This window comes from Mesorhizobium sp. M0715 (assembly GCF_040320355.1).
Lineage (GTDB): Bacteria > Pseudomonadota > Alphaproteobacteria > Rhizobiales > Rhizobiaceae > Mesorhizobium.
This window is the reverse complement of the sequence record NZ_JAMYPL010000009.1, coordinates 135952-157907: the sequence shown is the minus strand read 5'-3', so window position 1 is coordinate 157907 and position 21956 is coordinate 135952. Positions and strand designations below refer to the sequence as shown.

General features: G+C 60.4%; 28 protein-coding genes and 2 pseudogenes. 10 read left to right on the top strand and 20 right to left on the bottom strand.

All coding sequences use genetic code 11. The features are described 5' to 3' along the window. Positions 1–8: 8 nt before the first annotated feature. Complete coding sequence (locus tag NKI21_RS14025; protein ID WP_352441504.1) at positions 9–278, bottom strand: hypothetical protein; 270 nt, start codon at positions 276–278, stop codon at positions 9–11. Positions 279–311: 33 nt separating this feature from the next. Between NKI21_RS14025 and NKI21_RS14020 the strand changes: the two genes are divergently transcribed. After that, the gene (locus tag NKI21_RS14020; RefSeq protein WP_023811959.1) at positions 312–1283 is read left to right on the top strand and encodes an SDR family oxidoreductase; all 972 of its coding nucleotides are present in this window, start codon (positions 312–314) and stop codon (positions 1281–1283) included. A 250-nt stretch (positions 1284–1533) separates the two neighbouring features. Here NKI21_RS14020 and NKI21_RS14015 read toward each other — a convergent pair whose 3' ends face one another. Further along, positions 1534–2040: a YciE/YciF ferroxidase family protein gene (locus tag NKI21_RS14015; RefSeq protein ID WP_023811961.1), complete on the bottom strand. Its 507-nt coding sequence runs from the start codon at positions 2038–2040 to the stop codon at positions 1534–1536. A gap of 230 nt (positions 2041–2270) precedes the next feature. On the opposite strand from NKI21_RS14015, the gene NKI21_RS14010 reads away from it, so the two are divergent. Then, a complete protein-coding gene (locus NKI21_RS14010; RefSeq protein ID WP_023811962.1) occupies positions 2271–3980 on the top strand; it encodes an HAD family hydrolase in 1710 nt (569 codons plus the stop codon). Positions 3981–4059: 79 nt separating this feature from the next. On the opposite strand, the gene NKI21_RS14005 is transcribed toward NKI21_RS14010, so the two are convergent. From NKI21_RS14005 to NKI21_RS13990, 4 genes are read right to left on the bottom strand one after another with little or no spacing between them, the layout of a single operon-like run. Next, positions 4060–4479 carry a RidA family protein gene (locus NKI21_RS14005; RefSeq protein ID WP_352441505.1) on the bottom strand — a complete coding sequence of 140 codons (420 nt, stop codon included), beginning with the start codon at positions 4477–4479 and terminating at the stop codon, positions 4060–4062. A 23-nt stretch (positions 4480–4502) separates the two neighbouring features. Then, entirely contained in the window at positions 4503–6782 is a 2280-nt protein-coding gene (locus tag NKI21_RS14000; protein WP_352441506.1) for a xanthine dehydrogenase family protein molybdopterin-binding subunit, read from the bottom strand. Positions 6783–6785: 3 nt separating this feature from the next. Continuing rightward, positions 6786–7808, bottom strand: coding sequence for an FAD binding domain-containing protein (locus tag NKI21_RS13995; protein ID WP_352441507.1), 1023 nt, complete (start codon positions 7806–7808; stop codon positions 6786–6788). Position 7809: 1 nt separating this feature from the next. After that, positions 7810–8382 carry a (2Fe-2S)-binding protein gene (locus NKI21_RS13990; RefSeq protein ID WP_352441559.1) on the bottom strand — a complete coding sequence of 191 codons (573 nt, stop codon included), beginning with the start codon at positions 8380–8382 and terminating at the stop codon, positions 7810–7812. A 209-nt stretch (positions 8383–8591) separates the two neighbouring features. On the opposite strand from NKI21_RS13990, the gene NKI21_RS13985 reads away from it, so the two are divergent. The 3 genes from NKI21_RS13985 to NKI21_RS13975 all read left to right on the top strand — a co-directional run bounded on the left by NKI21_RS13985 (position 8592) and on the right by NKI21_RS13975 (position 9725). Continuing rightward, positions 8592–8762 (top strand): hypothetical protein, encoded by a 171-nt coding sequence (locus tag NKI21_RS13985; RefSeq protein WP_023811966.1) that lies wholly within the window; start codon positions 8592–8594, stop codon positions 8760–8762. A 161-nt stretch (positions 8763–8923) separates the two neighbouring features. Next, a complete protein-coding gene (locus NKI21_RS13980; protein WP_023811967.1) occupies positions 8924–9241 on the top strand; it encodes a hypothetical protein in 318 nt (105 codons plus the stop codon). A gap of 40 nt (positions 9242–9281) precedes the next feature. Beyond that, positions 9282–9725 carry a PPC domain-containing DNA-binding protein gene (locus tag NKI21_RS13975; RefSeq protein ID WP_023811968.1) on the top strand — a complete coding sequence of 148 codons (444 nt, stop codon included), beginning with the start codon at positions 9282–9284 and terminating at the stop codon, positions 9723–9725. Positions 9726–9747: 22 nt separating this feature from the next. On the opposite strand, the gene NKI21_RS13970 is transcribed toward NKI21_RS13975, so the two are convergent. Together NKI21_RS13970 and NKI21_RS13965 are read right to left on the bottom strand one after the other, a co-directional pair. Then, positions 9748–11022, bottom strand: a complete 1275-nt coding sequence (locus NKI21_RS13970) for a DUF763 domain-containing protein (RefSeq protein WP_023811969.1) — start codon at positions 11020–11022, stop codon at positions 9748–9750. Between the two features lie 102 nt (positions 11023–11124). Continuing rightward, positions 11125–11733 carry a cysteine hydrolase family protein gene (locus NKI21_RS13965; protein ID WP_023811970.1) on the bottom strand — a complete coding sequence of 203 codons (609 nt, stop codon included), beginning with the start codon at positions 11731–11733 and terminating at the stop codon, positions 11125–11127. Positions 11734–11935: 202 nt separating this feature from the next. On the opposite strand from NKI21_RS13965, the gene NKI21_RS13960 reads away from it, so the two are divergent. Together NKI21_RS13960 and NKI21_RS13955 are read left to right on the top strand one after the other, a co-directional pair. Continuing rightward, complete coding sequence (locus NKI21_RS13960; protein WP_023811971.1) at positions 11936–12331, top strand: GFA family protein; 396 nt, start codon at positions 11936–11938, stop codon at positions 12329–12331. A 24-nt stretch (positions 12332–12355) separates the two neighbouring features. Further along, positions 12356–12787 (top strand): HD domain-containing protein, encoded by a 432-nt coding sequence (locus NKI21_RS13955; RefSeq protein WP_023811972.1) that lies wholly within the window; start codon positions 12356–12358, stop codon positions 12785–12787. A gap of 30 nt (positions 12788–12817) precedes the next feature. On the opposite strand, the gene NKI21_RS13950 is transcribed toward NKI21_RS13955, so the two are convergent. The 5 genes from NKI21_RS13950 to NKI21_RS13930 form a co-directional block, all read right to left on the bottom strand. Further along, positions 12818–13228, bottom strand: a complete 411-nt coding sequence (locus tag NKI21_RS13950) for a DUF427 domain-containing protein (protein WP_023811973.1) — start codon at positions 13226–13228, stop codon at positions 12818–12820. Between the two features lie 124 nt (positions 13229–13352). Then, positions 13353–13640 (bottom strand): alpha/beta fold hydrolase, encoded by a 288-nt coding sequence (locus NKI21_RS13945; RefSeq protein ID WP_352865985.1) that lies wholly within the window; start codon positions 13638–13640, stop codon positions 13353–13355. A gap of 2 nt (positions 13641–13642) precedes the next feature. Further along, positions 13643–14248, bottom strand: coding sequence for an alpha/beta fold hydrolase (locus NKI21_RS13940; RefSeq protein ID WP_352865983.1), 606 nt, complete (start codon positions 14246–14248; stop codon positions 13643–13645). Continuing rightward, the gene (locus NKI21_RS13935) at positions 14245–14430 is read right to left on the bottom strand and encodes a hypothetical protein (RefSeq protein WP_023811976.1); all 186 of its coding nucleotides are present in this window, start codon (positions 14428–14430) and stop codon (positions 14245–14247) included. The genes NKI21_RS13940 and NKI21_RS13935 overlap by 4 nt, the downstream gene beginning before the upstream one ends. 88 nt (positions 14431–14518) lie before the next feature. Continuing rightward, the gene (locus tag NKI21_RS13930; RefSeq protein WP_023811977.1) at positions 14519–14713 is read right to left on the bottom strand and encodes a DUF2934 domain-containing protein; all 195 of its coding nucleotides are present in this window, start codon (positions 14711–14713) and stop codon (positions 14519–14521) included. A gap of 319 nt (positions 14714–15032) precedes the next feature. Between NKI21_RS13930 and NKI21_RS13925 the strand changes: the two genes are divergently transcribed. Next, on the top strand, positions 15033–15290 hold the full coding sequence (locus NKI21_RS13925) for a hypothetical protein (RefSeq protein ID WP_023811978.1): 258 nt from the start codon (positions 15033–15035) through the stop codon (positions 15288–15290). Positions 15291–15300: 10 nt separating this feature from the next. Here NKI21_RS13925 and NKI21_RS13920 read toward each other — a convergent pair whose 3' ends face one another. Both NKI21_RS13920 and NKI21_RS13915 read right to left on the bottom strand, forming a co-directional pair. Beyond that, positions 15301–15537, bottom strand: a complete 237-nt coding sequence (locus NKI21_RS13920; RefSeq protein WP_352865979.1) for a DUF6894 family protein — start codon at positions 15535–15537, stop codon at positions 15301–15303. Positions 15538–15632: 95 nt separating this feature from the next. Next, positions 15633–16064 carry a hypothetical protein gene (locus tag NKI21_RS13915; RefSeq protein WP_352793914.1) on the bottom strand — a complete coding sequence of 144 codons (432 nt, stop codon included), beginning with the start codon at positions 16062–16064 and terminating at the stop codon, positions 15633–15635. Between the two features lie 217 nt (positions 16065–16281). Here NKI21_RS13915 and NKI21_RS13910 point away from each other — a divergent pair, with 217 nt between their 5' ends. Continuing rightward, positions 16282–17064 (top strand): DUF1236 domain-containing protein, encoded by a 783-nt coding sequence (locus tag NKI21_RS13910; protein WP_352865976.1) that lies wholly within the window; start codon positions 16282–16284, stop codon positions 17062–17064. A 127-nt stretch (positions 17065–17191) separates the two neighbouring features. Here the strand turns inward: NKI21_RS13910 and NKI21_RS13905 are convergent, their stop codons facing one another. Then, on the bottom strand, positions 17192–17356 hold the full coding sequence (locus NKI21_RS13905; protein ID WP_023811982.1) for a DUF3309 family protein: 165 nt from the start codon (positions 17354–17356) through the stop codon (positions 17192–17194). Positions 17357–17500: 144 nt separating this feature from the next. Further along, positions 17501–18118 carry a flavodoxin family protein gene (locus NKI21_RS13900; RefSeq protein WP_352865973.1) on the bottom strand — a complete coding sequence of 206 codons (618 nt, stop codon included), beginning with the start codon at positions 18116–18118 and terminating at the stop codon, positions 17501–17503. A gap of 321 nt (positions 18119–18439) precedes the next feature. Between NKI21_RS13900 and NKI21_RS13895 the strand changes: the two genes are divergently transcribed. Then, a complete protein-coding gene (locus tag NKI21_RS13895) occupies positions 18440–19279 on the top strand; it encodes an alpha/beta fold hydrolase (RefSeq protein WP_352611749.1) in 840 nt (279 codons plus the stop codon). Positions 19280–19307: 28 nt separating this feature from the next. On the opposite strand, the pseudogene NKI21_RS13890 reads toward NKI21_RS13895, so the two are convergent. The 3 genes and pseudogenes from NKI21_RS13890 to NKI21_RS13880 form a co-directional block, all read right to left on the bottom strand. After that, positions 19308–20647, bottom strand: a pseudogene (locus tag NKI21_RS13890) (PQQ-dependent sugar dehydrogenase). Beyond that, positions 20644–21083: pseudogene (locus NKI21_RS13885) on the bottom strand (DUF2231 domain-containing protein). The pseudogenes NKI21_RS13890 and NKI21_RS13885 overlap by 4 nt, the downstream one beginning before the upstream one ends. A 131-nt stretch (positions 21084–21214) precedes the next feature. Then, positions 21215–21826, bottom strand: coding sequence for an alpha-ketoglutarate-dependent dioxygenase AlkB (locus NKI21_RS13880; RefSeq protein WP_352865968.1), 612 nt, complete (start codon positions 21824–21826; stop codon positions 21215–21217). Between the last annotated feature and the right edge of the window lie 130 nt (positions 21827–21956).

Sequence of the window (21956 nt, the reverse complement as noted above, 5' to 3'; positions counted from 1 at the left end):
TCCGGCGGCTACGCCCGGAGCAGACCGGATGGCGCTGCTTTGCGCACGCCAATTTGACGCAACAGCTTCCCAATCCACATCATCACGTTTGGCTCGCCGCCAAGGCGGCGCAGGCAGCGGGCAAGCCCCGGGTGCTCGATCCCATCGCGGCGGTGGCTGGCGCGGCTGCATTGCAGCTGAATTGGTGCAGCTGGCGATGTCGTCGTTACGCGTTGCCAAACGCTGGCCGGAATCCTCTCGGTAAGTCGATCTTTTGCGCAAACCTTTTTGCCTGACATGCGTTGTTTCCACTCCAAGCCAAGGAGACGATCATGCAGATGAAGTCAGAAATAGCCGGTGAAGCGGCCAAGCAGCGCCATATCCAACGTGGCGTCGATGCCAAGGACAAATCGAAAGGCGGTGGGAAGCAGCAAGGCGCCATGCAGGCTGGCGCCCGTGAATATCCCGAGCCCCCCTTCCCCGAGCAACATCAGCCCAAACCGGGGCACGAATGGGCGCTAGAGCCGGAGCCGCTGTACGATGCGCCGTACTATCTCGGATCGAAAAAACTCGACCAAAAGGTAGCACTCATCACGGGCGGCGATTCCGGCATCGGCCGCTCGGTGGCGGTGTTGTTCGCCCGCGAGGGCGCCGACGTCGCGATCGTCTATCTGGCCGAGGACAAGGATGCTGAAGAGACCAAATCAGCGGTGGAAAAGGAGGGACGACGCTGCATCCTGGTCAAGGCCGATGTCAGCGAACGCAGCCACTGCCACAAGGCGGTCATGGAGACCGTTGAAAAATTCGGTCGCATCGACGTGCTGGTCAACAACGCTGCGTTCCAGATCCATTCCAGCGATTTCGGCGAGCTGACCGAAGAACATTTCGACACGACGCTGAAGACCAATCTTTACGGCTATTTTCATATGGCGCAGGAAGCGGTGCCGCACATGAAGCCAGGTTCGGCGATCATCAACACCGGTTCGGTAACCGGTATCGACGGTTCAAAACAACTGGTCGACTATTCGATGACCAAGGGCGGCATCCATGCCTTCACGCGGGCCCTGTCGGGCAATCTCATCGGCAAGGGCATAAGGGTGAATGCGGTCGCACCGGGTCCGGTGTGGACGCCGCTCAATCCGTCGGACAAGGAAGCCGACGACGTCTCGAAATTCGGCGCGGACACGCCAATGAAACGACCCGCGCAACCGGAAGAACTCGCGCCGGCCTATGTGTTCCTCGCTTCGCCGCATTGCTCGAGCTACATCACCGGCGAAATCTTGCCGGTCGTCGGAGGGTACTGAGGATGACCGGAATGAAATCCATGAGCAAGGAATAGGATGGATGGGCCGTCTGCTTTTCATAGTGGCGCTCGCTTGTGTGGCGTACCGCATCTACACGGAAACTGCAGGATCTGCTCGGCATGCGCCGCAGGATGACGATGAGGCGCTGCGCAAGCAATCAACGGCCTTGGGCGTCGACCCGTCTCGCTGACGGAGTGGAAACCTGCCAGCAATCCGGCCGGCCGAGTTACCAGCCGGCCGGATTGCAGCCTTATTCGGCTGCCTGCAGGTTGATCTTGCTTTCCGCCATTTCGGTGAGCTTGCGATCGGTCGCCTGTTCTTCCCTGAGGTTCTTGGCCAGCACATTGGCGCAGTCGGTGCGGCCGAGTTGCTTGGCCCAGGCGATGAGCGTCCCGTAGCGGGTCATCTCGTAGTGTTCGACGGCCTGCGCCGAAGCAATCAGCGCCGCGTCGAGAACCTCCTTGTCATCGACGTCACCGCTCACATCGTCGGCCTCCTCGAGAATACCGTCGATTGCCGGACAGTTGACCTCCTTGGCCTTGACGCCATGCAACTCAAACACCTGTTCGACGCGCTCGATATGGCCTCTCGTCTGGTCGAGGTGTTTTTCAAATCCGGCTTTCAATTGCGGGTCGGTTGCCTTGTCGATCATCTTCGGCAGCGCCTTCTCGATCTGCTTTTCGGCGTAATAGATGTCGCGCAGCGTGTGCACGAAGAGATCGTCGAGTGTCTTGATGTCCTTCGAAAAGAAGCCCATGGCCTTACCTTTCATTGCACTTGGTGGATTTCGGCGACGGGTTTGCACGCCGCCAGCAAAGACCGGGACGGTTCCCGGCTTGTCTGGTCAACGTACCGGCACCGAAGGAGTTCCTGGTTTCCGAGGGCGAACCATCCCCTTCTCCAGACCTACGATCCGGTCGGTGGGGAGCCTTTGTCTCGATCACACGTTCTAGCCGCAGGGCAACCGGAACGAGAAGGGTCGGCGGAATGTATTTCATTGCATTGGCGGCAGACTATGACGGCACGCTGGCTCATGATGGGATCGTCGCCAAGAAGACGCTCGCCGCGCTTGAGCGGTTCAAGAAAAGCGGCCGCAAGCTGGTTCTCGTCACCGGGCGTGAACTGCCCGATCTCAAGCGCGTCTTTCCCGAGCTTAGCCTCTTCGACAAGGTCGTCGCTGAGAATGGCGCGATGATCTACACGCCGGCCAGCGAGGAAGAGCGGGTGATCGCCCCATCGCCCGAGCCCAAATTCGTCGCCAGATTGAAGCGGCAGGGCGTCAAGCCGCTTTCGGTCGGGCGATCGATCGTCGCGACCTGGGAACCCCATCAGGCGACCGTGCTCGATATCATCAAGAAGATGGGTCTCGAACTGGAAATCATCTTCAACAAGGGCGCGGTGATGATCCTGCCGAGCGGCATCAACAAAGCCACCGGGCTCGCTGCGGCCCTTCAGGACCTTCGACTTTCGCCGCACAACGTCGTCGGCGTCGGCGACGCCGAGAACGACCACGCGTTCCTGCAAGCCTGTGGCTGCAGCGCCGCCGTCGACAATGCAATTCCGGCGGTCAAGGATACAGCCAACCTGGTCATGCGTGGTGCCCGCGGCAAGGGCGTGGAGCAATTGATCGCAAAGCTGATAAAGCGTGATCACGCGATAGTGCCGAAGCGCCATGACGGCATCGTTCTTGGGTCGTCTGGCGGCGATGATGTCTACCTGTCGCCGAGCGACACGATCCTCATTGCCGGGAGTTCCGGCATTGGCAAATCCACCTTGGCCACCGCGCTGACGGAACGCTTCGTCGAAAGTGGTTTTCAGTTCTGCGTCTTCGATCCCGAAGGCGACTATGACGGCCTTGAAGGCGCCGTTCGCCTGGGAGACGGCTCAAGCGCGCCGACAAAGGCGCAGGTGCTGGATCTGATCGCCAAGGCCGACAGCAACATTGTCGTCAATGGATTGGCCCTACGCGTCGACGAGAGGCCGGATTTCTTTGCCGACCTGCTGCCTGGCCTGAGCAGTTTCCGCCGGCGCACCGCGAGACCGCACTGGCTCGTCATCGATGAAGCGCACCATCTTCTGCCCAAGCGGCGCGACGATACGCGGGCGGTCCTTTCATTGGAATTGCCGGGCACAATCTTGATCACCGTTCACCCCGAGGCGATCTCGACAGACGCCTTGCGCCTTGTGACAGCCATCATTGCGCTTGGCCCCAAGGCGAAGGACGTGGTGAAGGTCTTCTGCAAGGAGACTGGCATTGAGCCGCCAAAGGACATCCCCAGCCCCAAGGGCGCGCGCGTGCTGTTCTGGCGGCCGCAGGCGGGCAAGAAAGTCAAGACGGTCAAGGTGGTGGAACCACGTCAGTCACTCAAGCGGCACAGCCGGAAATATGCCGAAGGCCAGCTCGACGAAGCCGGCAGCTTCTATTTCCATGGCCCTGACAACGCGATGAACCTCAGGGCTCACAATCTGATGATCTTCGCTCAGATCGCCGAGGGCATAGACGACAAGACTTGGGAGTTTCACTTGCGCACCGGCGACTATTCCAAATGGTTTCGACATCAGATCAGGGACAAGGACCTGGCGCGCGAAACCGCCGAGGCGGAAGAGGACAAGACCCTGTCGGCGCAGGAGAGCCGTAAGCGGGTGCTTGACGCTGTGCGCCGACGTTACACGGCTCCGGCTACAGCCCCGGAGTGACACTCGAGAGCCAAGGCAACTAAGCTATCGCTGCACGCGAAAACTTTTTCAGTCAGGCAACGCCGCCACCGCGACAATTTCAACGACGATGTCGGCTTGCGCAAGCGCTGCAATCCCGATCACCTCGGAGGGCGGCGTTATAGCTGCAGTGCTTCGGGCAATGCTCGGCAAAGAACTCGTCCAGTACGTCGAGACGAAAATTGGGTGAACTTAGAACGCCGCCATCGGGAAATGGCCCCTTGACGAAGAAGGTCAGCCGGATGAGATAGTCGAGCGCGCTGCCGAGTTCTTCCAGATCTGATTTGATGTTCGCCAAAATTGCGCGCCACTGTGCCGCCGCATCGCCAGGGAAGCCCCCTCCTCTCTTTCCGGCAGGATCGTAATTTTCGGCGGTTGCCGTATTGCCGCAGAGGTAGACAAATCCCTTTGCTCCGGTGACGACCGTGCCTTTTCCCCACGGCATCAACCTGCCGTTTTTGAATTTCCTATGGGTTTCCATGCTCCGTGCAGAGCTCTTGATCGTCAGCCTATCAAATTATCTATTCTGATCGGCAGATCGCGAATGCGCTTGCCGGTCGCATGATAGACGGCACTCGCCACGGCAGCAGCCGTTCCGACATTGCCGAGTTCGCCCAAGCCCTTGACGCCGGCAGGATTGACCTGGTGGTCGATTTCGGGGACCAGGATAACGTCGACCTGTTTGATGTCGGCGTTGACCGGCACGAGATAGTCCTGCAGGTCGCGATTCACGTAGCGCGCGTGGCGCTGATCAATTTCCGTGGCCTCGTGCAACGCTTGGCCAACGCCCCAGATCATGCCACCCATCAGCTGGCTGCGCGCGGTGCGCGTGTTCATGATGCGCCCGGCAGCGAAGGCTCCGACCATGCGCGGCACCCGGATTTCGCGTGTATAGCTGTTGATGCGCACTTCGACGAACTCGGCGCCAAACGCATATTTGACCGAATCTTCGTCGTTCTCTCCACCATGAAACTCCGATTGTCCGGCATAGAGTTTCCTCAGGGCTTCAGGCGAAGAACCCTTCGGCGCAAACTCGGCATATTCTTCGATGGCGCCGACTTGCATGGCCTTGAAGACATCGGCCAGCTTGGCGGACTTGCCGGTCTCGGTGACGACCTCTTCGTCCTTCAAATCCAGCTTCGCATTGGCCGAACCTGCCAGCGGAGCCCCCTTGCCCGCAGCGGCGGCAAACAGTTTTTCGCGTATCGCGTCGCAGGCTTTCATGACCGCGGAGCAGACGCTGGCGGTCGAGATCGATCCGCCCGACACGGGAGCCGGCGGCAAGGCACTGTCGCCCATCTCCACGCTGATCTTGTCCATGCCGACCCCCAGCCTTTCGGCCGCCATTTGGCCGGCGATGGTGCGAACGCCGGTGCCAATTTCATGGGAGCCGCACTGGACCCGAACCTCGCCATCCGCGGTGAGACGAACCCGGGCCGCGCAAGGTGCGGCGGCAGTCGGATAGATTGCCGTCGCACAGCCCATTCCGACCAGCCAATCGCCGTCGCGCATCGAGCCGACCCTGGGATCGCGCTTCGACCAGCCAAAGGCCTCGGACGCCTGGTCGTAGCACTTGATGAGTGAGCGGCTGGAAAATGGCTTGCCTCCGATCGGCTCCTTCTCCGGTTCATTGATGCGACGAAACTCGACAGGATCCATACCGAGGGCCACGGCCATTTCGTCCATGGCGTTTTCCAGCGCGTAGACATAAGGCGTCTCCGGCGGCGATCGCATGTAGCCAGGCGTGTTGCGGTCGGCATGAACCAGCGAAACATGCGTCAGAACGGAGCCGTAATCGTACATGCGCGCGGTGGCGGACGTGCCGCCGACGACATAAGGGTCCGGGCGTGACGTCACCTCCCAGGCCTCATGTCCGAACGCCGTGATGCGGCCGTCCTTGCCGGCGCCCATGCGGATCCGATGCCGCGTTTCGGCGCGATAGGTCTGCGTACCGAAGGCTTGCATGCGATTGACGACGCAGCGAACCGGCCGGCCGATGCGCCGCGCCGCGACGGCAACGATAGCAGTGCGTGCCGTCATCGGCCCCTTGGAGCCGAAGGCGCCGCCGATATAGGGACTGACGATCCGCACATTGGCCGGATCGAGCTTCAGTTGGCGTGCCAGTTCCACCTTCCAGCCCGTAACGTTTTGACTGGGTTCGTGTATCGTCAACTGGTCGCCCTGCCATATGGCGGTGGTCGAAAACAGCTCGATCGGATTATGATGCTGGGTCGGCGTCGAATATTTTTCGTCGATCTTCACCGTCGCATCCGCCCAAGCGGCGTCGAAGTCACCGGCCTTCGCATCCTCCTTGAACATCGGGCTTTTGCCGGCAGCCGGTTCCATCTTCACGCCCTTGGAATCAAAGCTGGCGCTGGGCCGTTCGTCCTCATAGTCGGCGCGGACCAACATCGCTGCCTCCTCCGCCGCCTCGAAGGTTTCAGCGACCACCAGAGCGATGATCTGACCATCGTGAAAAACCGTCCTGTCGTGCAAGGGCCCAATCGAACTTGCACCGGTGTTGCCGAATTTCGGCATGTCGGTCTTGTCCAGATCGCCATAGGTGACGATGTCCAGCACACCGGGTACGGCATTGGCGTCTTTCGTGTGAAGTTCGGAAACCTTGCCCCGGGCAATGCTGCTGGTGGCAAGGGCACCGTAGGCGACGTTGGCCGTAACGATGTCGGCGGGATAGCCGGCCTGTCCGGTAACTTTTAGCCGGGCGTCAATGCGAACAACGGGATCGCCCTGGTTTTCCCTTGGAGCGGGTGCAGCTTGGTTCATGGCTCAGCCCTTCATATCCCGGGTTTCGAGCAGCGCCCGCACCAGCGTGCGCTTGCCGAGCGGTATCTTGAATGCGTTATGCTCGCGCGGTCTGGCATCGGCGAAAGCAGCCTCGGCGGCCTCCTGCGCCGTGGCTTCGTCAAGCACTTTGCCCTGTAGCGCGTCCTCTGCTTCGCGCGCACGCCACGGCACCGTCGCCACTCCGCCAAGCGCAATGCGCGCACTCCTTACCGTCTCGCCATCCATGTCGAGCGCGACAGCCGCGGACGCCAGCGCAAACGCGTAGGATTCGCGATCGCGTATCTTCAGATAGCGCGACCGGCTGCTCCACTGTGCCAGCGGCACTTCGATGGCGGTAATGAGCTCGTCGGCGGCCAGATCCGTCTCGATGTCGGGCGTTTCGCCCGGCCGTTTATGCAGCTTGGCAAAAGTGAGCGTGCGCCTTCCCCGCGGACCTTCGACATCGACGGTGGCGTCCAGCGCAACCAGCGCCTGCGCGAAATCGCCGTGATACGTGGCAATACAGGCATCGCTCGTACCCAGCACGGCATGCTGGCGATTGGACCCTTCCATCGCAGCGCAGCCGGAGCCCGGTTCGCGCTTGTTGCACGGCCAAGATATCTCTCGAAAATACTCGCAGCGCGTACGTTGCAGCACATTGCCGCCCAGGCTCGCCATGTTGCGAAGCTGACCGCTGGCAGCGAATTTCAAGCTGTCGGCGAGGACCGGGCAACGGCGCCTGACATCATTGTTGTCGGCTGCTTCACCCATACGGACCAGCGCACCAAACCGGATCTTATCATCGTCTATCCTGATCTGCCGCAAGGCCGGCTCGGCAAGAGTGTTGAGGTCGAGCAGTCGCTCCGGCCGCGCGACACCGAGCTTCATGTAGTCGGCCAGATTGGTGCCGCCGACGATGAACTGCGTGTCGGCGCCGGTTGGCGGAACATGCACGGCATCGGGACGGGACGCCATGGCGATTGCCGTGGAGACGCTGGTTGGTCTTTCATATACGAACGGGCGCATCCTAAGCCCTCCTGGTCTCGTCGCGTGCCTGAACGATCGCCGCAACGATGTTGGGATAGGCCGCGCAGCGACATAGATTGCCGCTCATATATTCGCGAATATCATCTTCCGATCCAGCATGGCCTTCGTTGATGCAACCGATGGCGGACATGATCTGACCCGGTGTGCAATAGCCGCATTGAAAGGCATCGTGGTCGACGAAGGCCTGCTGGACCGGATGCAGTTCCCCGTCCGCCGAAGCCAGGCCTTCCACCGTTGTGATCTCCCGGCCCTGGTTCATGACGGCAAAGCTCAAGCACGACAGTACCCGCTTTCCGTCGATCAGCACCGTGCAGGCACCACACTGACCGTGATCGCAACCTTTCTTGGTGCCGGTCAGGCCGACATGGTCGCGCAGCGCGTCAAGCAGGCTGGTTCGATTGTCGAGCGCGAGGTTGTAGGTCTGCTTGTTGATACGCATCGAAACCGCCGACAAATCGCGCGGTTCGGCCGGTTTTGCGGACGCGGGCTGGGCAGCTCTCGTTGGGGAATTCACAAGCGGCATCACCGCCGCCGCCGAAACAGAGGCCGTCATGAACATGCGTCTGCTCAAGCCGCTGGAAATTTTGGCATCGGACATGGCTGGCTCCGGGCTGGCTGGGTCTCAAGCGGCCCAAACCACTCGCGGAGGGCAAAGTTCCCTCCTCACGAGCCTGTGATCCTTTTTCTGCTGGCCGGATCGATGCAATCGGAACCTCCCCGGTCAAGCGATGGTTGTGTGCCAAGAGCCGGAAGGAGGCGATCATGAGCGATGGTCGGCATGGCAAGGACGGCGACAATGGACCTGTATTCTCTGCGGAGCAGGCGAGACAAGGCGAGATCATCCTGCGAACGCGCACCCGTCGGGTCATCTTCATAGCCGGCTTGGTCGGTGTCGTGATCCTGGCCCTCGTCGTGAGGTTGGCAATCGGCTGAACCAATTCCCCTCGCCTGCTGCTGCGCTCTCCCCGGCCCGAAAAGCGTTAGCCTGCGCGCGGCGGTGTTTGGCAGGCCGGGCGATGGCATTGGCTACGCGAACTTCTGTTGGAACCAGCGCGTCAAATCGACGTTCAGCCCTTATTCAATAGGAGCAGGCCATGCCACGAGGCGACAAATCGAAATACACTGACAAGCAGGAGCGTAAGGCCGACCACATTGCCGAAGGCTACGAGAAGCGCGGGGTTTCGGACAAGGAAGCAGAGCGGCGTGCATGGGCTACCGTCAACAAGGACGATGGCGGTGGCAAGAAGGAAGGCGGTTCGGGCCGCGGCAAACACACGGGCCATCTCGCGGCGCACAAAGGCGGTAAAAGCGGCGGCAAGGCATCGGCATCACGGTCTGCCGCAAGCCGATCCGAATCGGCAAAGAAAGCTGCAGCGACCCGCAAGCGCAATGCGGAACACCGCGCCCATTGATCTTGGCGACGGCCTTGGGCCGAACGATGGAAGCACAGGGATGAAATCTCAGCTCGTCAATGAGATCGGCGGACAACGGACATTCGTCGTGGTGCTCGACCCAGGCGAAGAAGCGTTCGCGGCACTGACCGCCTTCGCGGTCGACCAGGAGATCGGCAGTGCGTCCTTGACCGCCATAGGGGCTTTCGAAAAAGCCACCGTGGGCTGGTTTGATCCGACCGCGAAGACCTACCGCAAAATCCCCATCGGCGAACAGTGCGAGGTTCTGAGCGCGATCGGCGATGTTGCACTGGGTGATGATGACAAGCCCAGCCTGCACGTCCATGCGGTGCTTGGATTGAGCGACGGCACCACCCGGGGTGGACATCTGCTTGACGGCATCGTTCGACCAACGCTCGAAATCACCCTGGTGGAAGCGCCCGGTCATCTGCGCCGCAGCAAGCGTCCGGACCTCGGTGTCGCGCTGATCGATCTGGCCGACTGATCTACAGCCCTCTGTCTCGTTCTCACGCTTTTTTGCTCCGCTCAGCAGGCGCTGTGTCCGGCGCAGCTTCCCACCCGAACACGCTGCGCCCGCCAAGCAGATGCGATTGGTCGAATTCTCCCGCGACAATTTCCTTCAGGCTGGGGCCGGTCACGTATCGCTCGACTTGCCGCGACTGATCGTCGAGCCGCCTCAAGGCGCCGATTTCTTCATCGCGACCGAGCTTTGCCTTCTGCACGGCCGACTTCAGAACCCCGATCGTCTCGTCATAGACCTTCAGCGGTACCGGAAATGGATGCCTGTCCTTGCCGCCATGCGCCAGCGAGAAGCGGCCGGGATCGGAAAAACGGCAAGGAGCGCCATGCACCACCTCGGCAACGAGGGCCAGCGCGCGCACTGTGCGTGCGCCGACGCCGGGGACCAGAAGGAGCTCGGCGAAATCGGTGGGACCGCGGTCCGCGGCGGCTGCGATATTGCCGTGTAGGCGATGCATGACGACATCGCTTTCGCGAACGTCATGGTGGGCCGGCATGACCAAATGCGGCAGCAGCGGTTGTTCCGGTTCCTGCCGGCGCGTCGGCTCCGCGCCTCGCTCCAATGCCGCCAGCTCGCCCAGGATGCGATCCGGTCCGAGATTCTGCAAAAGGTCAAGTTGCCCTTGGCGGGACGCCTCGGCACGCCGGTCGGTCAGGTTGACGATCTCGCCTTGATTGGCCCCTTCGATAGCGGCATGCGGCTGGTCGACAAAACTCTTCAGGCCCTCGGAGAGCCAATGGTAGCGGCGCGCCACCTTGCTGTCGCCGTTCATGCCTTGCTGCACCACAACCCAGTGACCGTCATCGGCGACGATAAAGCCATGCAGATAGAGATCGAAACCGTCCTGGACGGCGGCGCTGTCGACCTTGGCGACCAGCCGGCTGGCGGTTGCCAGGCCCGCTCCGTCGAAGCCGACGCGTTGGCCGATGGCTTCCAGCTCATGCGGGGTTTTGCGCGAATGCGCGCCGCGGCCACCGCAGACATGAATGCCGAGCTCGCCGGAAAGCGGCGTGAGGCCACGCTTCAAAGCGCCCACGACGCTGGTCGTGATTCCTGACGAGTGCCAATCCATGCCCATGACAGCACCAAAGGACTGGAACCAGAATGGATGCGCCAGCCGCCGCAGCAACTCGTCTCGACCATAGTGATGAATGATCGCCTCGCACATCACAGCGCCAAGACGCGTCATGCGGTCGCCGAGCCATTTTGGCACGCGCCCGCCATGGAGTGGAAGATCAGCACTTCCCGATCGTTGCGTCACGTCCTGCTACCTGTTCTGGTGTCCGTCATTCTCTTAACAGATAGGCAGCCCAACCGCGCAAGGAAGCATGGACACTTCCCACCCGGGCCGGGTTAGCGGACGTCAAGTCCAGTTCGAGAGAACCGTTTCCATCTCAACCGTCTCGACCTGTTGCGCGAAACGTTGGTGGTAAACGGTCAGCAGTGCATCATGGGTTGCGTCGGAAGAACTGCACAGCGCGTCCGTGACGAGAACCACGCGATAGCCGAAATCGATGGCCCCGAGCACCGTAGCCAGAACGCAAACATCCGTTTCGCCGCCGGTGATGACCAGCGTATCGATGCCGCGCTCCACCAGGAGCGCTCTGAGACGCCCTTCGAACCAGGGCGAGTAGATGTGCTTGTCGACGATCGCCGCTGGCGGGCAGTAGCCGGCTAAAGACGGCAACAATTCGGTCATTTCGGGCCCGATCGTCTCGATCGTCAGGGAAGCCCAGCGCTGATAATAGCGCTTCCATGTGCCGACCCCTTGCCCCGGCTTCCCGGCGGGCAGGAAGCGTGTAAAGACCGTCTGTGGCGCGCGTCTTTCGACCAGCCTCTCGATCTGCGGGAGAACCCGGGTGATCCAGGGTGTTGCCCATTCAGACGGCTCTGCAAATAGCCGCTGCATATCCACGCAGATATGCATGCATCGATCGCCGAGAGGACCGTATGCCAGCCCCGGCATCGACATCAGCGCTTCTCCGACCGGCGATGCATTTTCCCTGTTTCCTCCCGTTGTCGGCAAAGACACGCAACGCCGCGCGCAAGCACTGGTTCCTGAGATAGCCACAGGAACCGACGTAAATGGCTGGCGTTTCCGCTGAGATGAATGGAGGTGCTCGCATGAGACCGCGCGAGAGGCGTTGGAGCGGCAAGTCAGCCGGGGCGCCAAAATGGAACTGAGCGGAGGATGTCTCTGCGGCACGATCCGCTTCCGCGTTGGAAGCGAACCGAGAGTGCATTACTGCCATTGTGATATGTGCCGGCGGGCGACCGGCAGTGCGTTCGCGGTTCTGGCCTGGGTGCCTTCCCAAAGCGTGACCTGGACCAATGCGATGCCGACCTATCGCAGGTCTTCGCCGATTGCCCGGAGGGGCTTCTGCTCCGCCTGCGGGTCACCGCTCAGCCTTGCCTATGACGCATCGCCCGGAGAGGTCGCGCTGCATATCGGAACGTTCGACGATCCGGCTCGCCTGGAACCGCGCTACAATTATGGATCGAGGCAGCGACTTGGCTGGGTTTGCTGCGGAATAGACCTGCCGCACCACGATACCGAGGAGCGATGGTGAAACCAGGTCTGAAGGACAAGCCAGATGAGCATGTTTTACCGGGCGGCCAAGATTGCCGAAGAGGTCCACGCAGCACAGCGCGACAAGACCGGGCGACCGTATATCGAGCACTGCCGCCGTATCGTTGACGCGGTCGAAACCAAGGACCAGAAGGTCGTCGCCTATCTCCATGACGTCCTCGAAAAGGGCGAAGGCTGGGACCGGACCAAGTTGGAAGAGGCCGGTTTTGGCCCGACGATCGCTTCGGCCGTCGACGCCATGTCGCGCAGGTCCGGTGAGGATTACTTCGCGTTTGTGCGACGAGCGGCATCGAATCCATTGGCGCTGCCGGTGAAGCGCGCGGATCTGGCGGACAATATCTGGCAGGCACGACAGGTCGGGGCATCGACTGTCAAATATGAGGAGGCACTATGCATCCTTGATGACGAGTTTCCGCGCCGTCAGCACCAGCCTTGAATTCAGATCGCCCCGCTGCGAACGGGCAATCTACTCCGGGACGTGGGGCGTGTGCCGTCTGTCCTCCGCGGGCTCGGCATCGATGCGCGCCTTTTCCGGATCGAATGCACCATGACGTGCAATGGGCCGCGCCGCGGTTTCAGGCGTCTCGTATGCCCACATGACATCGTCAGCCGAGCTGCCCACCGCATGGACGCGCCAGTAGCTCGCGGTGCCTTTCAAAGGGGAGCGGCTGGTGGTGTTCGTCTTTTCGAAAAGGTCGAAATAGATGTCTTCGAAAGGGATGTAGAACACGGGCTCATGTCCTTCTTCCTGAAGCACTTTCGCCCGTTCCGTGGCAGCGACTATGGCGTCGGAAAATCGTACCGTCACCGTGCCGGCAAACGGTTCTATGGCCAGTTGGCCAGCATGGTGTGTTGAGATTGCGCCTGAAGCTTGCATTCAAATTCTCCCTGGCTGCCGATTGATTGCGAGACCGCATTTCGGTTCGTCATGCATGGAGACGAAATGCACGGCGATGCGTCAGGTTCCGGTCTGTACTATGAGGTCGAATGACGACCCCACTTCAGCGCTTGCCATGGCTATCGAGAAACGCAGCCAACAATCGCGAAACCTGATAAGAAGCCTCACGCGTCGGGAAGTGTCCGATGCCATCCAGCACCACCCGCCTGTAGAACGCGGGGAAATGCTTTTCGAGCCCCTCTGAGGACTGGGCAAACACAACGCGGTCGTCGCCACCATGAAGCGTCAGGATTGGCACCGTGATGATCTTGACCGCTGCTTGCCGGCGGGCGAGTTCGGCATAGCGTGGATCGGGCTCGGCCTCTTCCCATCTGACCCGATAGGAATGCAACGTCACATCCGCCCATCAGGATTTTCGAACGAACTCGCGACACCATCGAAAATAGCGTCGTCGAACCAGCCTAATGGGCCCCAGCTATCCCACTGGTATCTGGCGAATTTCTTGCCATTGTTTCGTACGAACTCAGCGCCCCGGGCCGTCGCCATGAACCATTGATACCAAAATGCTTTCGCTTGTCCGGGCGCCGGCGTTGCTGGTTTGCCTGGTTGCCAGCCGAGCGACAGCGCAGCACAGCACTTGATGCGGTCCGGGAAAACCGACGCGAGCAGATAGGATATCCGGGCGCCCCAATCGTGTCCGACAACCGCAAAGCGGCTGAGGCCAAGCGCATCGGCAAAATCCAGCACATCCTGCGCCATCGCGGCAATCTCGCCCGAGCGCATGGTTTCTTCTGACAGGAACGATGTCGGCCCAAAGCCTCGCAGCCAAGGCGAAAACGTCCGAAAGCCAGCTTCATGAAGGGCTGGCGAAATGCGAGCGTATGTCGTCGCGTCGTCGGGCCAGCCATGCAGCAGGATAACCGGGGCGCCGTCTCGCGGTCCACCATCGAGATAGGCGACGCGCAGCAGAGGTGTGTCGCAATGTGAGACCGAGTTCATTTGCCCTGAGGCACAGTGGCTGGCTGATCACCACCAGTCGTGGACTCTGGTCTGGCGGCCTGGTCAATCTGTGGGTTCTTGTTGATGGTGCCGGTGTTGGCTTTCATCGGCTCGATATTGTTGTCGCAGGCGCCGAGCGCAAGGACGGCGGCCAGGACCAGGAGTAAAAAGAACCTCTTCATCGAAACCTCCTCTGGTTGCTGTCCGGCAAACGAGGTTCCACCAATTTGGTTGCCTGATCGTACTCTCAAGACGCCATGGATTTGACGATCAACGCTTTGAGCTATTGGAATCGGCTGCAACTGTCGGATCAGGCAAAACCGGGCCACGTTCAGTCTCCGAACCCTCAGCCTCGATCTCCTGCACGGCCTGGTCCCAGTGCTCCTGCTCGCGGCCAGCCGGCCGGCCCTCTTGCTCCCAAATTTCATGGGCTCGCCGTTTGATCTTTTCTTCCCTGCTGTCCATGGCTAGATCCTCCAATTCGTCAGTCTCAATTCCGGGCCATATTTTTTGTTCCTCCCTATATTTTTTGTTCCTCCTCTGTCGGGAACAGCGCTGCCGGAGTCGCGATTTCGGGGAAGGCGCTTTTGGATTGCGTGGGATGAGCCGCTTGGTAATTTTCGTACCGATATTTTTTCGTGACACACCGATGCCCGCAGCTTTATGAATCTGGCTATCGGCCAGCGCCGAGCACGTCCCTCTCCGACCCCTTGCCCGGCGCTCAACGCCTGATCGCCCGTCGCATCGACATGACGGGCTGTTGCTTCGAGAGGAGGTGACGCCCATGCGGGAATTGCCGAAAGACATCGACGCCGATGTGGTCATCGAAATCAGCAAGCTGCTGGACGACAGCCCGCTTTTCGTCCCGGTGCGGGTTCATGAACTTGCGGCCAAGGTGAGGCAGAGGGTGAAGACCGGCCTGCCGGATTTTTCGATCGAAGAACTGATCGTGGAGATGGCCTCCGTACGTCAACTGGCCATGGCCTTTGATCTGCCTGGATCGGAGAACGTCGTGCAAATCCCGGTGCGGTATCGCCGCTAGCACTGCGGCATCACGCGCTCCATCCGGAGGTCAGAACAAGCGATGCCTCAAACATCTGCGCACCGATCTCATCGCGTACTTTGACGGTTACCTTGACGAAATCGCAGTCGGGCATTTCGTCTTGGGCAACATCCTGCAAAATACGAATTGCTTCCGCTCTGGCTTGTTCCCGGGATTCGAACAGCTGCCCGTCATCGTCGGGTACCGCGCCGTCACCGTTTTGAAGATCGAAATAGTACCGCTTCATTTTCGGGCCACGCTGGAAACATCGGGCGGGTCAATGATTTCGCTTCATTGGGGTTCCTGCCCGCTCGGCGGCCGTGCTGGTGAAGACGTGGTCGTTCAACGCACCGCAGCCCGAAGCGCCGATAGGAAAAGCACAAGCAACGCCAAGGCATTGAGGCCGGCGGCGATGGCATGTGAATACTCCCATTGGCGCCGCAGCAGCTCCCAGTTTTCAGGCAGGACAGTCCAGTTCCGGGTCGCCTGATTGATTGGGTAGGTCAGCGTCCAGAAGGCAAATTGCGTGGCGCCGATGCTGAGAAAGGCGACGACAACCAAGCCGAAAGATGCACTCGCTCGGTAGAGCAGGATCGCCAGGGCGGCCGTAGAGAGCAATGCTCCCAGCACCACGATTCCGAACAGGCTCCATCCATCATAGGCGCGCTGCGCAGCCAGATAGTTTGGCCCGTCGAGCTTCATCTTGTTGAACATCGCGAAGAGATGCGCGGCGGCCGGAACGAAAGCCAGTGCCACGAAAATGAAGCTGACCACCCTCAGACTATAAATTGCCATATCCGGCCTCCTCTCAGGAGAGAGCTAGGGCAATCGGCAAGGTTGAAAAGATCATTTTAACGACGGCTTCCGCCCGCGATCATATGGTCCCGAGTGAGGTCGTTTTTTTAGACCTCACTCAACTATCTCGGAACATTTTTTTTGGGTTCTGGTTCTACGCACTGAAGGGACGAACCTTACCCAGGGAGATTTCCCCATGAAACATGTTCTCATTACCAGCATGCTGGCGATCGGGCTCGGCTGTGGAACGGCAATGGCTCAGACACAACAGCCCGAAAGCCAATCTGGCGCAGACGCCAATTGCGCTTCCGGGCAGGCTGACTGCCAGGGCGGTTCCAAGATGGGCGAGCAGGCCCAGGGCAAAGCCAAGCTGAAGACCGACGAGCAGGCGCAGGGCAAGGCCGGCACCTCCACCGACCAACAGGCTCAGGACAAGACCAAGCTGAAGACCGACGAGCAGGCGCAGGGCAAAGCCGGCACCACCGACCAGCAGGCTCAGGACAAGACCAAGCTGAAGACCGACGAGCAGGCGCAGGGCAAGGCCGGCACCACCACCGACCAGCAGGCTCAGGACAAGACCAAGATGCAGACCGACGAGCAGGCTCAGGGCAAGGCTGGCACCACCACCGACCAGCAGGCTCGGGACAAGACCAAGATGCAGACCGACGAGCAGGCTCAGGGCAAGGCCTCGACACAGGATACGACGTCGACCGGTTCCATCAACAACGTGACGGTGGAGCAGAAAACCCAGGTCACTCAGATCATCCGGGAGACGAAGGTCGAGCCTGTGTCCAATGTCGATTTTGACATCACCGTCGGCGTCGAAGTCCCACGGCAGAAGGTCAGGCTGCATCGTTTGCCGGCTCGTATCGTCAAGATCGTTCCCGCTTACGAAAGTTACGAGTATTTCGTGCTTGCGGACGGCCGGATCGTCATCGTTGATCCGGATACGTTCAAGATCGTCCTGATTTTGACCTAACATCTCCAACGAGTGGTCCGCCCTCTAGAGGGCGGACCGTCATTGCTGGACTGCTATGGATTCAAAGCAACCCAGAAGGACCGCAAGCGGCAGGTGATACATTCTGCCACCCGCATCGCGGACTCGGCTAGAGACGCCCGAGCACGACTAAGATAATGACTACAAGCAGCAGCAGACCGAGACCGCCGCCGCCATAGTAACCGGTGCCGTAGAAAGGCCCGCCGCCAAGACCACTAAAACCGCCAAGCAATGCAATGACCAGAATAATGATAAGAATCGTGCCGAGACCCATGACTTGCTCTCCTGTTTGCGGCTTCGCGCCGTATAGACGGAGCGGCGATCGCCGGCTGATGAGAATATGAACTCGCTACAAGCCTTCCTGTTCCCGACTGAGACCTCATCGACGCTGCTAAGGTAGTGTTTAGGCGAACAAAGGTCACCCCGAGACGCCCGAGTAGTCCCGCTCTTTCAGCAATCCAGCGAGATGGGCGGCGTTTGAGGCTGCCATTTCGATCGCACCCGAGACTTTTTCCGGAGTTGCCGGCAGGTCGACGTAGTTGACCTCCTGCATGGCCTCGCCAACCCAATAGACCCCGCCATTGGCCGGGATGGTGAAGCCAACATCGTTCAGTGACTGAAAGCATTCCGCGTGGCAGTGATGCGCACCGTCCTCATTGCCGACGATGGCTACCAAGGCCACCTTTCCTGCTGCCGGCATGCGCCCTCTGTCATCGGTCTCATCGAGAAACGCATCCATCCGCTCCAGGACGCGCTTGGCCACACTCGAGGGCTGGCCAAGCCAGATCGGGAGCCCGAGCACGAAAATGTCGGCCGCCAGTATTTTCTTCCTGAGTTTCGGCCAATCGTCGCCCTCGCCCATGTCGGAGAGCACGCCGGGCTTGATATCGTGGCTGAGCGCACGCACGATCTCGCCCTTCACCTCGTATTGCATCAGCGCCGTCAGGACATCGGCGAGCAACCGATCGGTGGAGGATTTTTCCCTGTCGTTCGAAGCTTTGAGCGAGCAATTGAGTGCGAAGGCCGTAAGCGGCATCTGGATCTCCCTGCATTGTCCTAATTGCAAATCGCCGCGACGACTTCGCGACAGCCCATTCGCCCGTTGCGGGACCGCTCGGCATTTTAACGTCAGGATTAAATGCTTGTTCCGCCAAGCGGACCAACAGGCCGGTGGCGAGAGTGGCCCCCTCCTCCCGCCGGGTGACGGTCCAGCCGGCTGAGCGAGCAGGCTGGGTTCTTTGAGCACTGGCCACTGCTGGAGAACGGGCGGCGGTGAGCAGCGACGCCGGCGGAACCGGTCGGGCAACCTATTCGTTCGCTCATCGTTTTCTCCTGAGTTCCCGAGAATGGATAGACGATGCTCGTCCGGACCCTCGAAGCAGGCAATATGCGGCTGGCGGTATCCATGGCCGGCGATCCGGGCCGACCGGCCTTGATCCTTCTGCACGGCTGGCCCCATTCCCGGAAAATCTATGAGGGTGTGATCGATGAACTCGGCGCACGATACTTTACGCTGGCTTTCGATCTTCCGGAGATCGGTGAATCGCGTGGCACGCCGCCGTCGGCGGAAAAGAAGGTTCTTGCCGATATCGTGATTTCAGCCGCCGAGACGCTTGGGGCCAAATCCATCGTCGTTGCAGGCTTTGATGTGGGCGGCATGATTGCCTTCGCCGCTGCTCGCCATCATGGCGATCGCATCGTTGGTGCGGTGCCGATGAATACGGTTATCCCCGGCCTTCATCCCTGGACGAAGATAGTGGCAAACCCGGACATCTGGCATTTTGCGTTCCATGCGGTGCCCGAACTGCCGGAGTTGCTGGTGACAGGCCACCAGCGCGCCTACTTCGATTTCTTCTTCGATCTGCTCGCCGGACATCCCGATGCGTTGACCAATGAAATGCGGGAGACTTTTGCGGAGGCCTATTCGAGGCCGGAGGCACTTAAGGCCGGCTTTGATTGGTATCGCGCGTTCAAGGAGGATGCCAAGGTCAATGCAGTACCCGCGCGCATCGAAATTCCGATCCTCTATATCCGCGGCGACGCGGATTTCGGATCGATCGACGACTACCTCGAAGGTTTGAGGCTGTCTGGAGCAAAGGACCTGCAAGGTCGCGTGATCGTCAACTGCGGCGAATTCCTGCCGATCGAGGCACCGGCAGAATTCGTCAAGGCGCTGGTGGAATTTGCACCGAGATAGGTGAAGCGATCCGCGTTTATGCAGGTGCCTACTGACTCGCGGAAGTTACGCGCCAGACCGTGTTTCCGACATCGTCGGCGATCAGCAACGCGCCCGATTTGTCGACGGCAACGCCGACGGGCCGCCCGTGTGCCTTGTTGTCCTTATCGAGGAAACCGGTGACGACATCCTGCGGCTTGCCATCTGGATGACCGTCCTTGAACGGCACGAACACGACCTTGTAACCGTTGAAGGTCTTGCGGTTCCAGCTGCCATGCTCGCCAACAAAGGCGCCATTGCGATACGGGTCCGGCAGGTTGGTTCCAGTGTAGAACGCTAAGCCCAGCGGTGCGACGTGGGAACTCAAGGCATAGTCGGGAGGGATCGCCTTGGCGACAAGGTCCGGCCGCTGCGGCATCACGCGCGGGTCGACATGCTGACCATAGTAGCTGTACGGCCAACCATAGAACGCGCCGTCCTTGACCGAGGTCATATAGTCGGGAACCAGGTTAGGCCCGAGCTCGTCGCGCTCGTTGATCACAGCCCACAGCGCGCCGCTCTGCGGTTCCCAGCCCAGCCCGTTGGGATTGCGCAGGCCGCTCGCGAAAATACGATATCGGCCAGTGGCCCTGTCGACTTCCCATATCGCGGCCCGGTCCTTTTCTGCCTGGATGCCGTTCTCGGTGATGTTGCTGTTGGATCCGATGCCGACATAAAGCAGAGACCCGTCGGGGCTGACCACGAGAGACTTTGTCCAGTGATGATCGATGGGCCCGCCGGGCAACGGCGTCAGCACTGTGCCCGGGGCGGTGATCTTGGTGTCGCCCGACATGTAGGGGTAACGCACAATGGCGTCGGTGTTGGCGACGTAGAGATCGTTGCCGACCAGGGCCACGCCAAAGGGCGAATTGAGATGATCGAGGAAGACCTCCTGGACATCGGGCACACCATCGCCGTTGGTATCGCGCAGCAGGGTGATACGGTTGCTTCCTTCGGTGCCGCCGCCTGACGTCGCCATGGACTCGATTCAGCCCATGACCAGGTCTTTCGGCCGCTTGATCGCCGCACCGGGCGGCGCCACGGACTCGACCACCAGAACGTCACCATTCGGCAATTTGTAAAGCGAGCGCGGATGCTTTAAGCCCTTGGCGAAGGCCTGGATTTGCAAACCCTTGGCGACCGTCGGCCTTTCCTCCTGTTTCCAACCGATGACGGACGCGACATGCATCGGCGGCACCAGATACTGGATCGGTTCAGGCAGCGTCGGGTTCGCTCCGACCTGATCGGTGGGATCCGGTTCGTTATCGCTGCATGCGGCAGCGCCAAAATTGATCCACACAGCAGACCGAGGCTCGCGATACGCCTGATATGCCTGGCCGAGACATTCATTCGACCACCTCCACCTGAGTGCGGCCGGAACTCCATCCCAGCAGGCCCACCAAGAGAATAACGATCACGGCGACGGCGGACAGGATGAGCCCCGTCGGCACGACCGAGGTCCAGGCATCACGGCTGTGCACCAGTGCGTTGAAGAGAGACACGACGAGCACGACGAGGCTGCCGAGGAGATATGGCCATACACGCCCGGCTTCACCGGAAAGCCGGCCGGTAAACAAATCCACCAGTGCTGCAAGAACCGCGAGCACGCCCACAACCAGGCCAGCAAGCAGCAGCCAGGCGGAAAAACGGCCCACATCATTTCAGCGCCTCGCCAATAGGCAACGTCGGTCAGCAATGTGCCGACGAAACATGCATTTGCGACTGCCATCGGCGTTTTATGGAACGGACGCCTGGCGGCCACCAACACTGAGCGGGCACGGGCCATGGGCATTCTCCACCTTTGAAGCTGTACCTGTCCTCCAAACCAACTTGTGGTTGGGAGGTTCCCGGAACCGTTTGCGTTCAAGAACTCGTGATGGCGCTGGCGATGCCTCAGAACGGCTCGGCGCGCGATGCTCATGCGGAGTTGGCGCGCAATGTCCGCAAGGTGATCGAGTATCGATGCAGGTCAACTGGCGGAATGCTATGCTCCCATTCCGTGCGCGATGCTCCGGTCATGAGATACGCCGACCTTGGTTCGACGACGATGGTGCGGCGATCCCACTTGGTGCCATTCTTCCGCCGGAGCCGAAAACTGCAAGGCGCCAGCAACGAAACACCCGCAACGTCTTCGAAATGAGGCTTGTCTCGATGCCAGCCAATGCCGGCGCCAGGCCGGTATTCATTGATCAACACTTGCGCGAAGGCGTCGGCGGGCCTGCCTGCCAGCACCGCGATCTTGTCGCGCAGGGCCAGTAGGAAGTCAGGGATCGGCGGCGCCTCGACGACCTGACGCCTGTCGTAGTCGTAGCGCAGGCCAAAACCGACCACGCGCCGGTTTGCCAGATGGCCATGGAAATCGAACGCCTCGAAAGGCAGGCCTTCGAGGCGCCGGGCGAGTTCCGCTTCTTCTTGCGCCGCGATCAACTCGGGCTGGTAGAGGAAACCGTCCGGCAGGTCGTCGGCAGCACCAAAGAGATCGTGCTGAAGCCTGGATGAGCCGGGTGTTTTCGATGTGGGTGTCGACATCCCAGCTAGATGGTGAAGGCCAGCCCGCCTGGCAATATCGGAACCTGGCCAGCAAATCTGCACCCTACCCGCGGACATCACCGCGCCGACCGGACAAAGCCTGTCAATTCGGAGTTATCGGGTGCTGTAT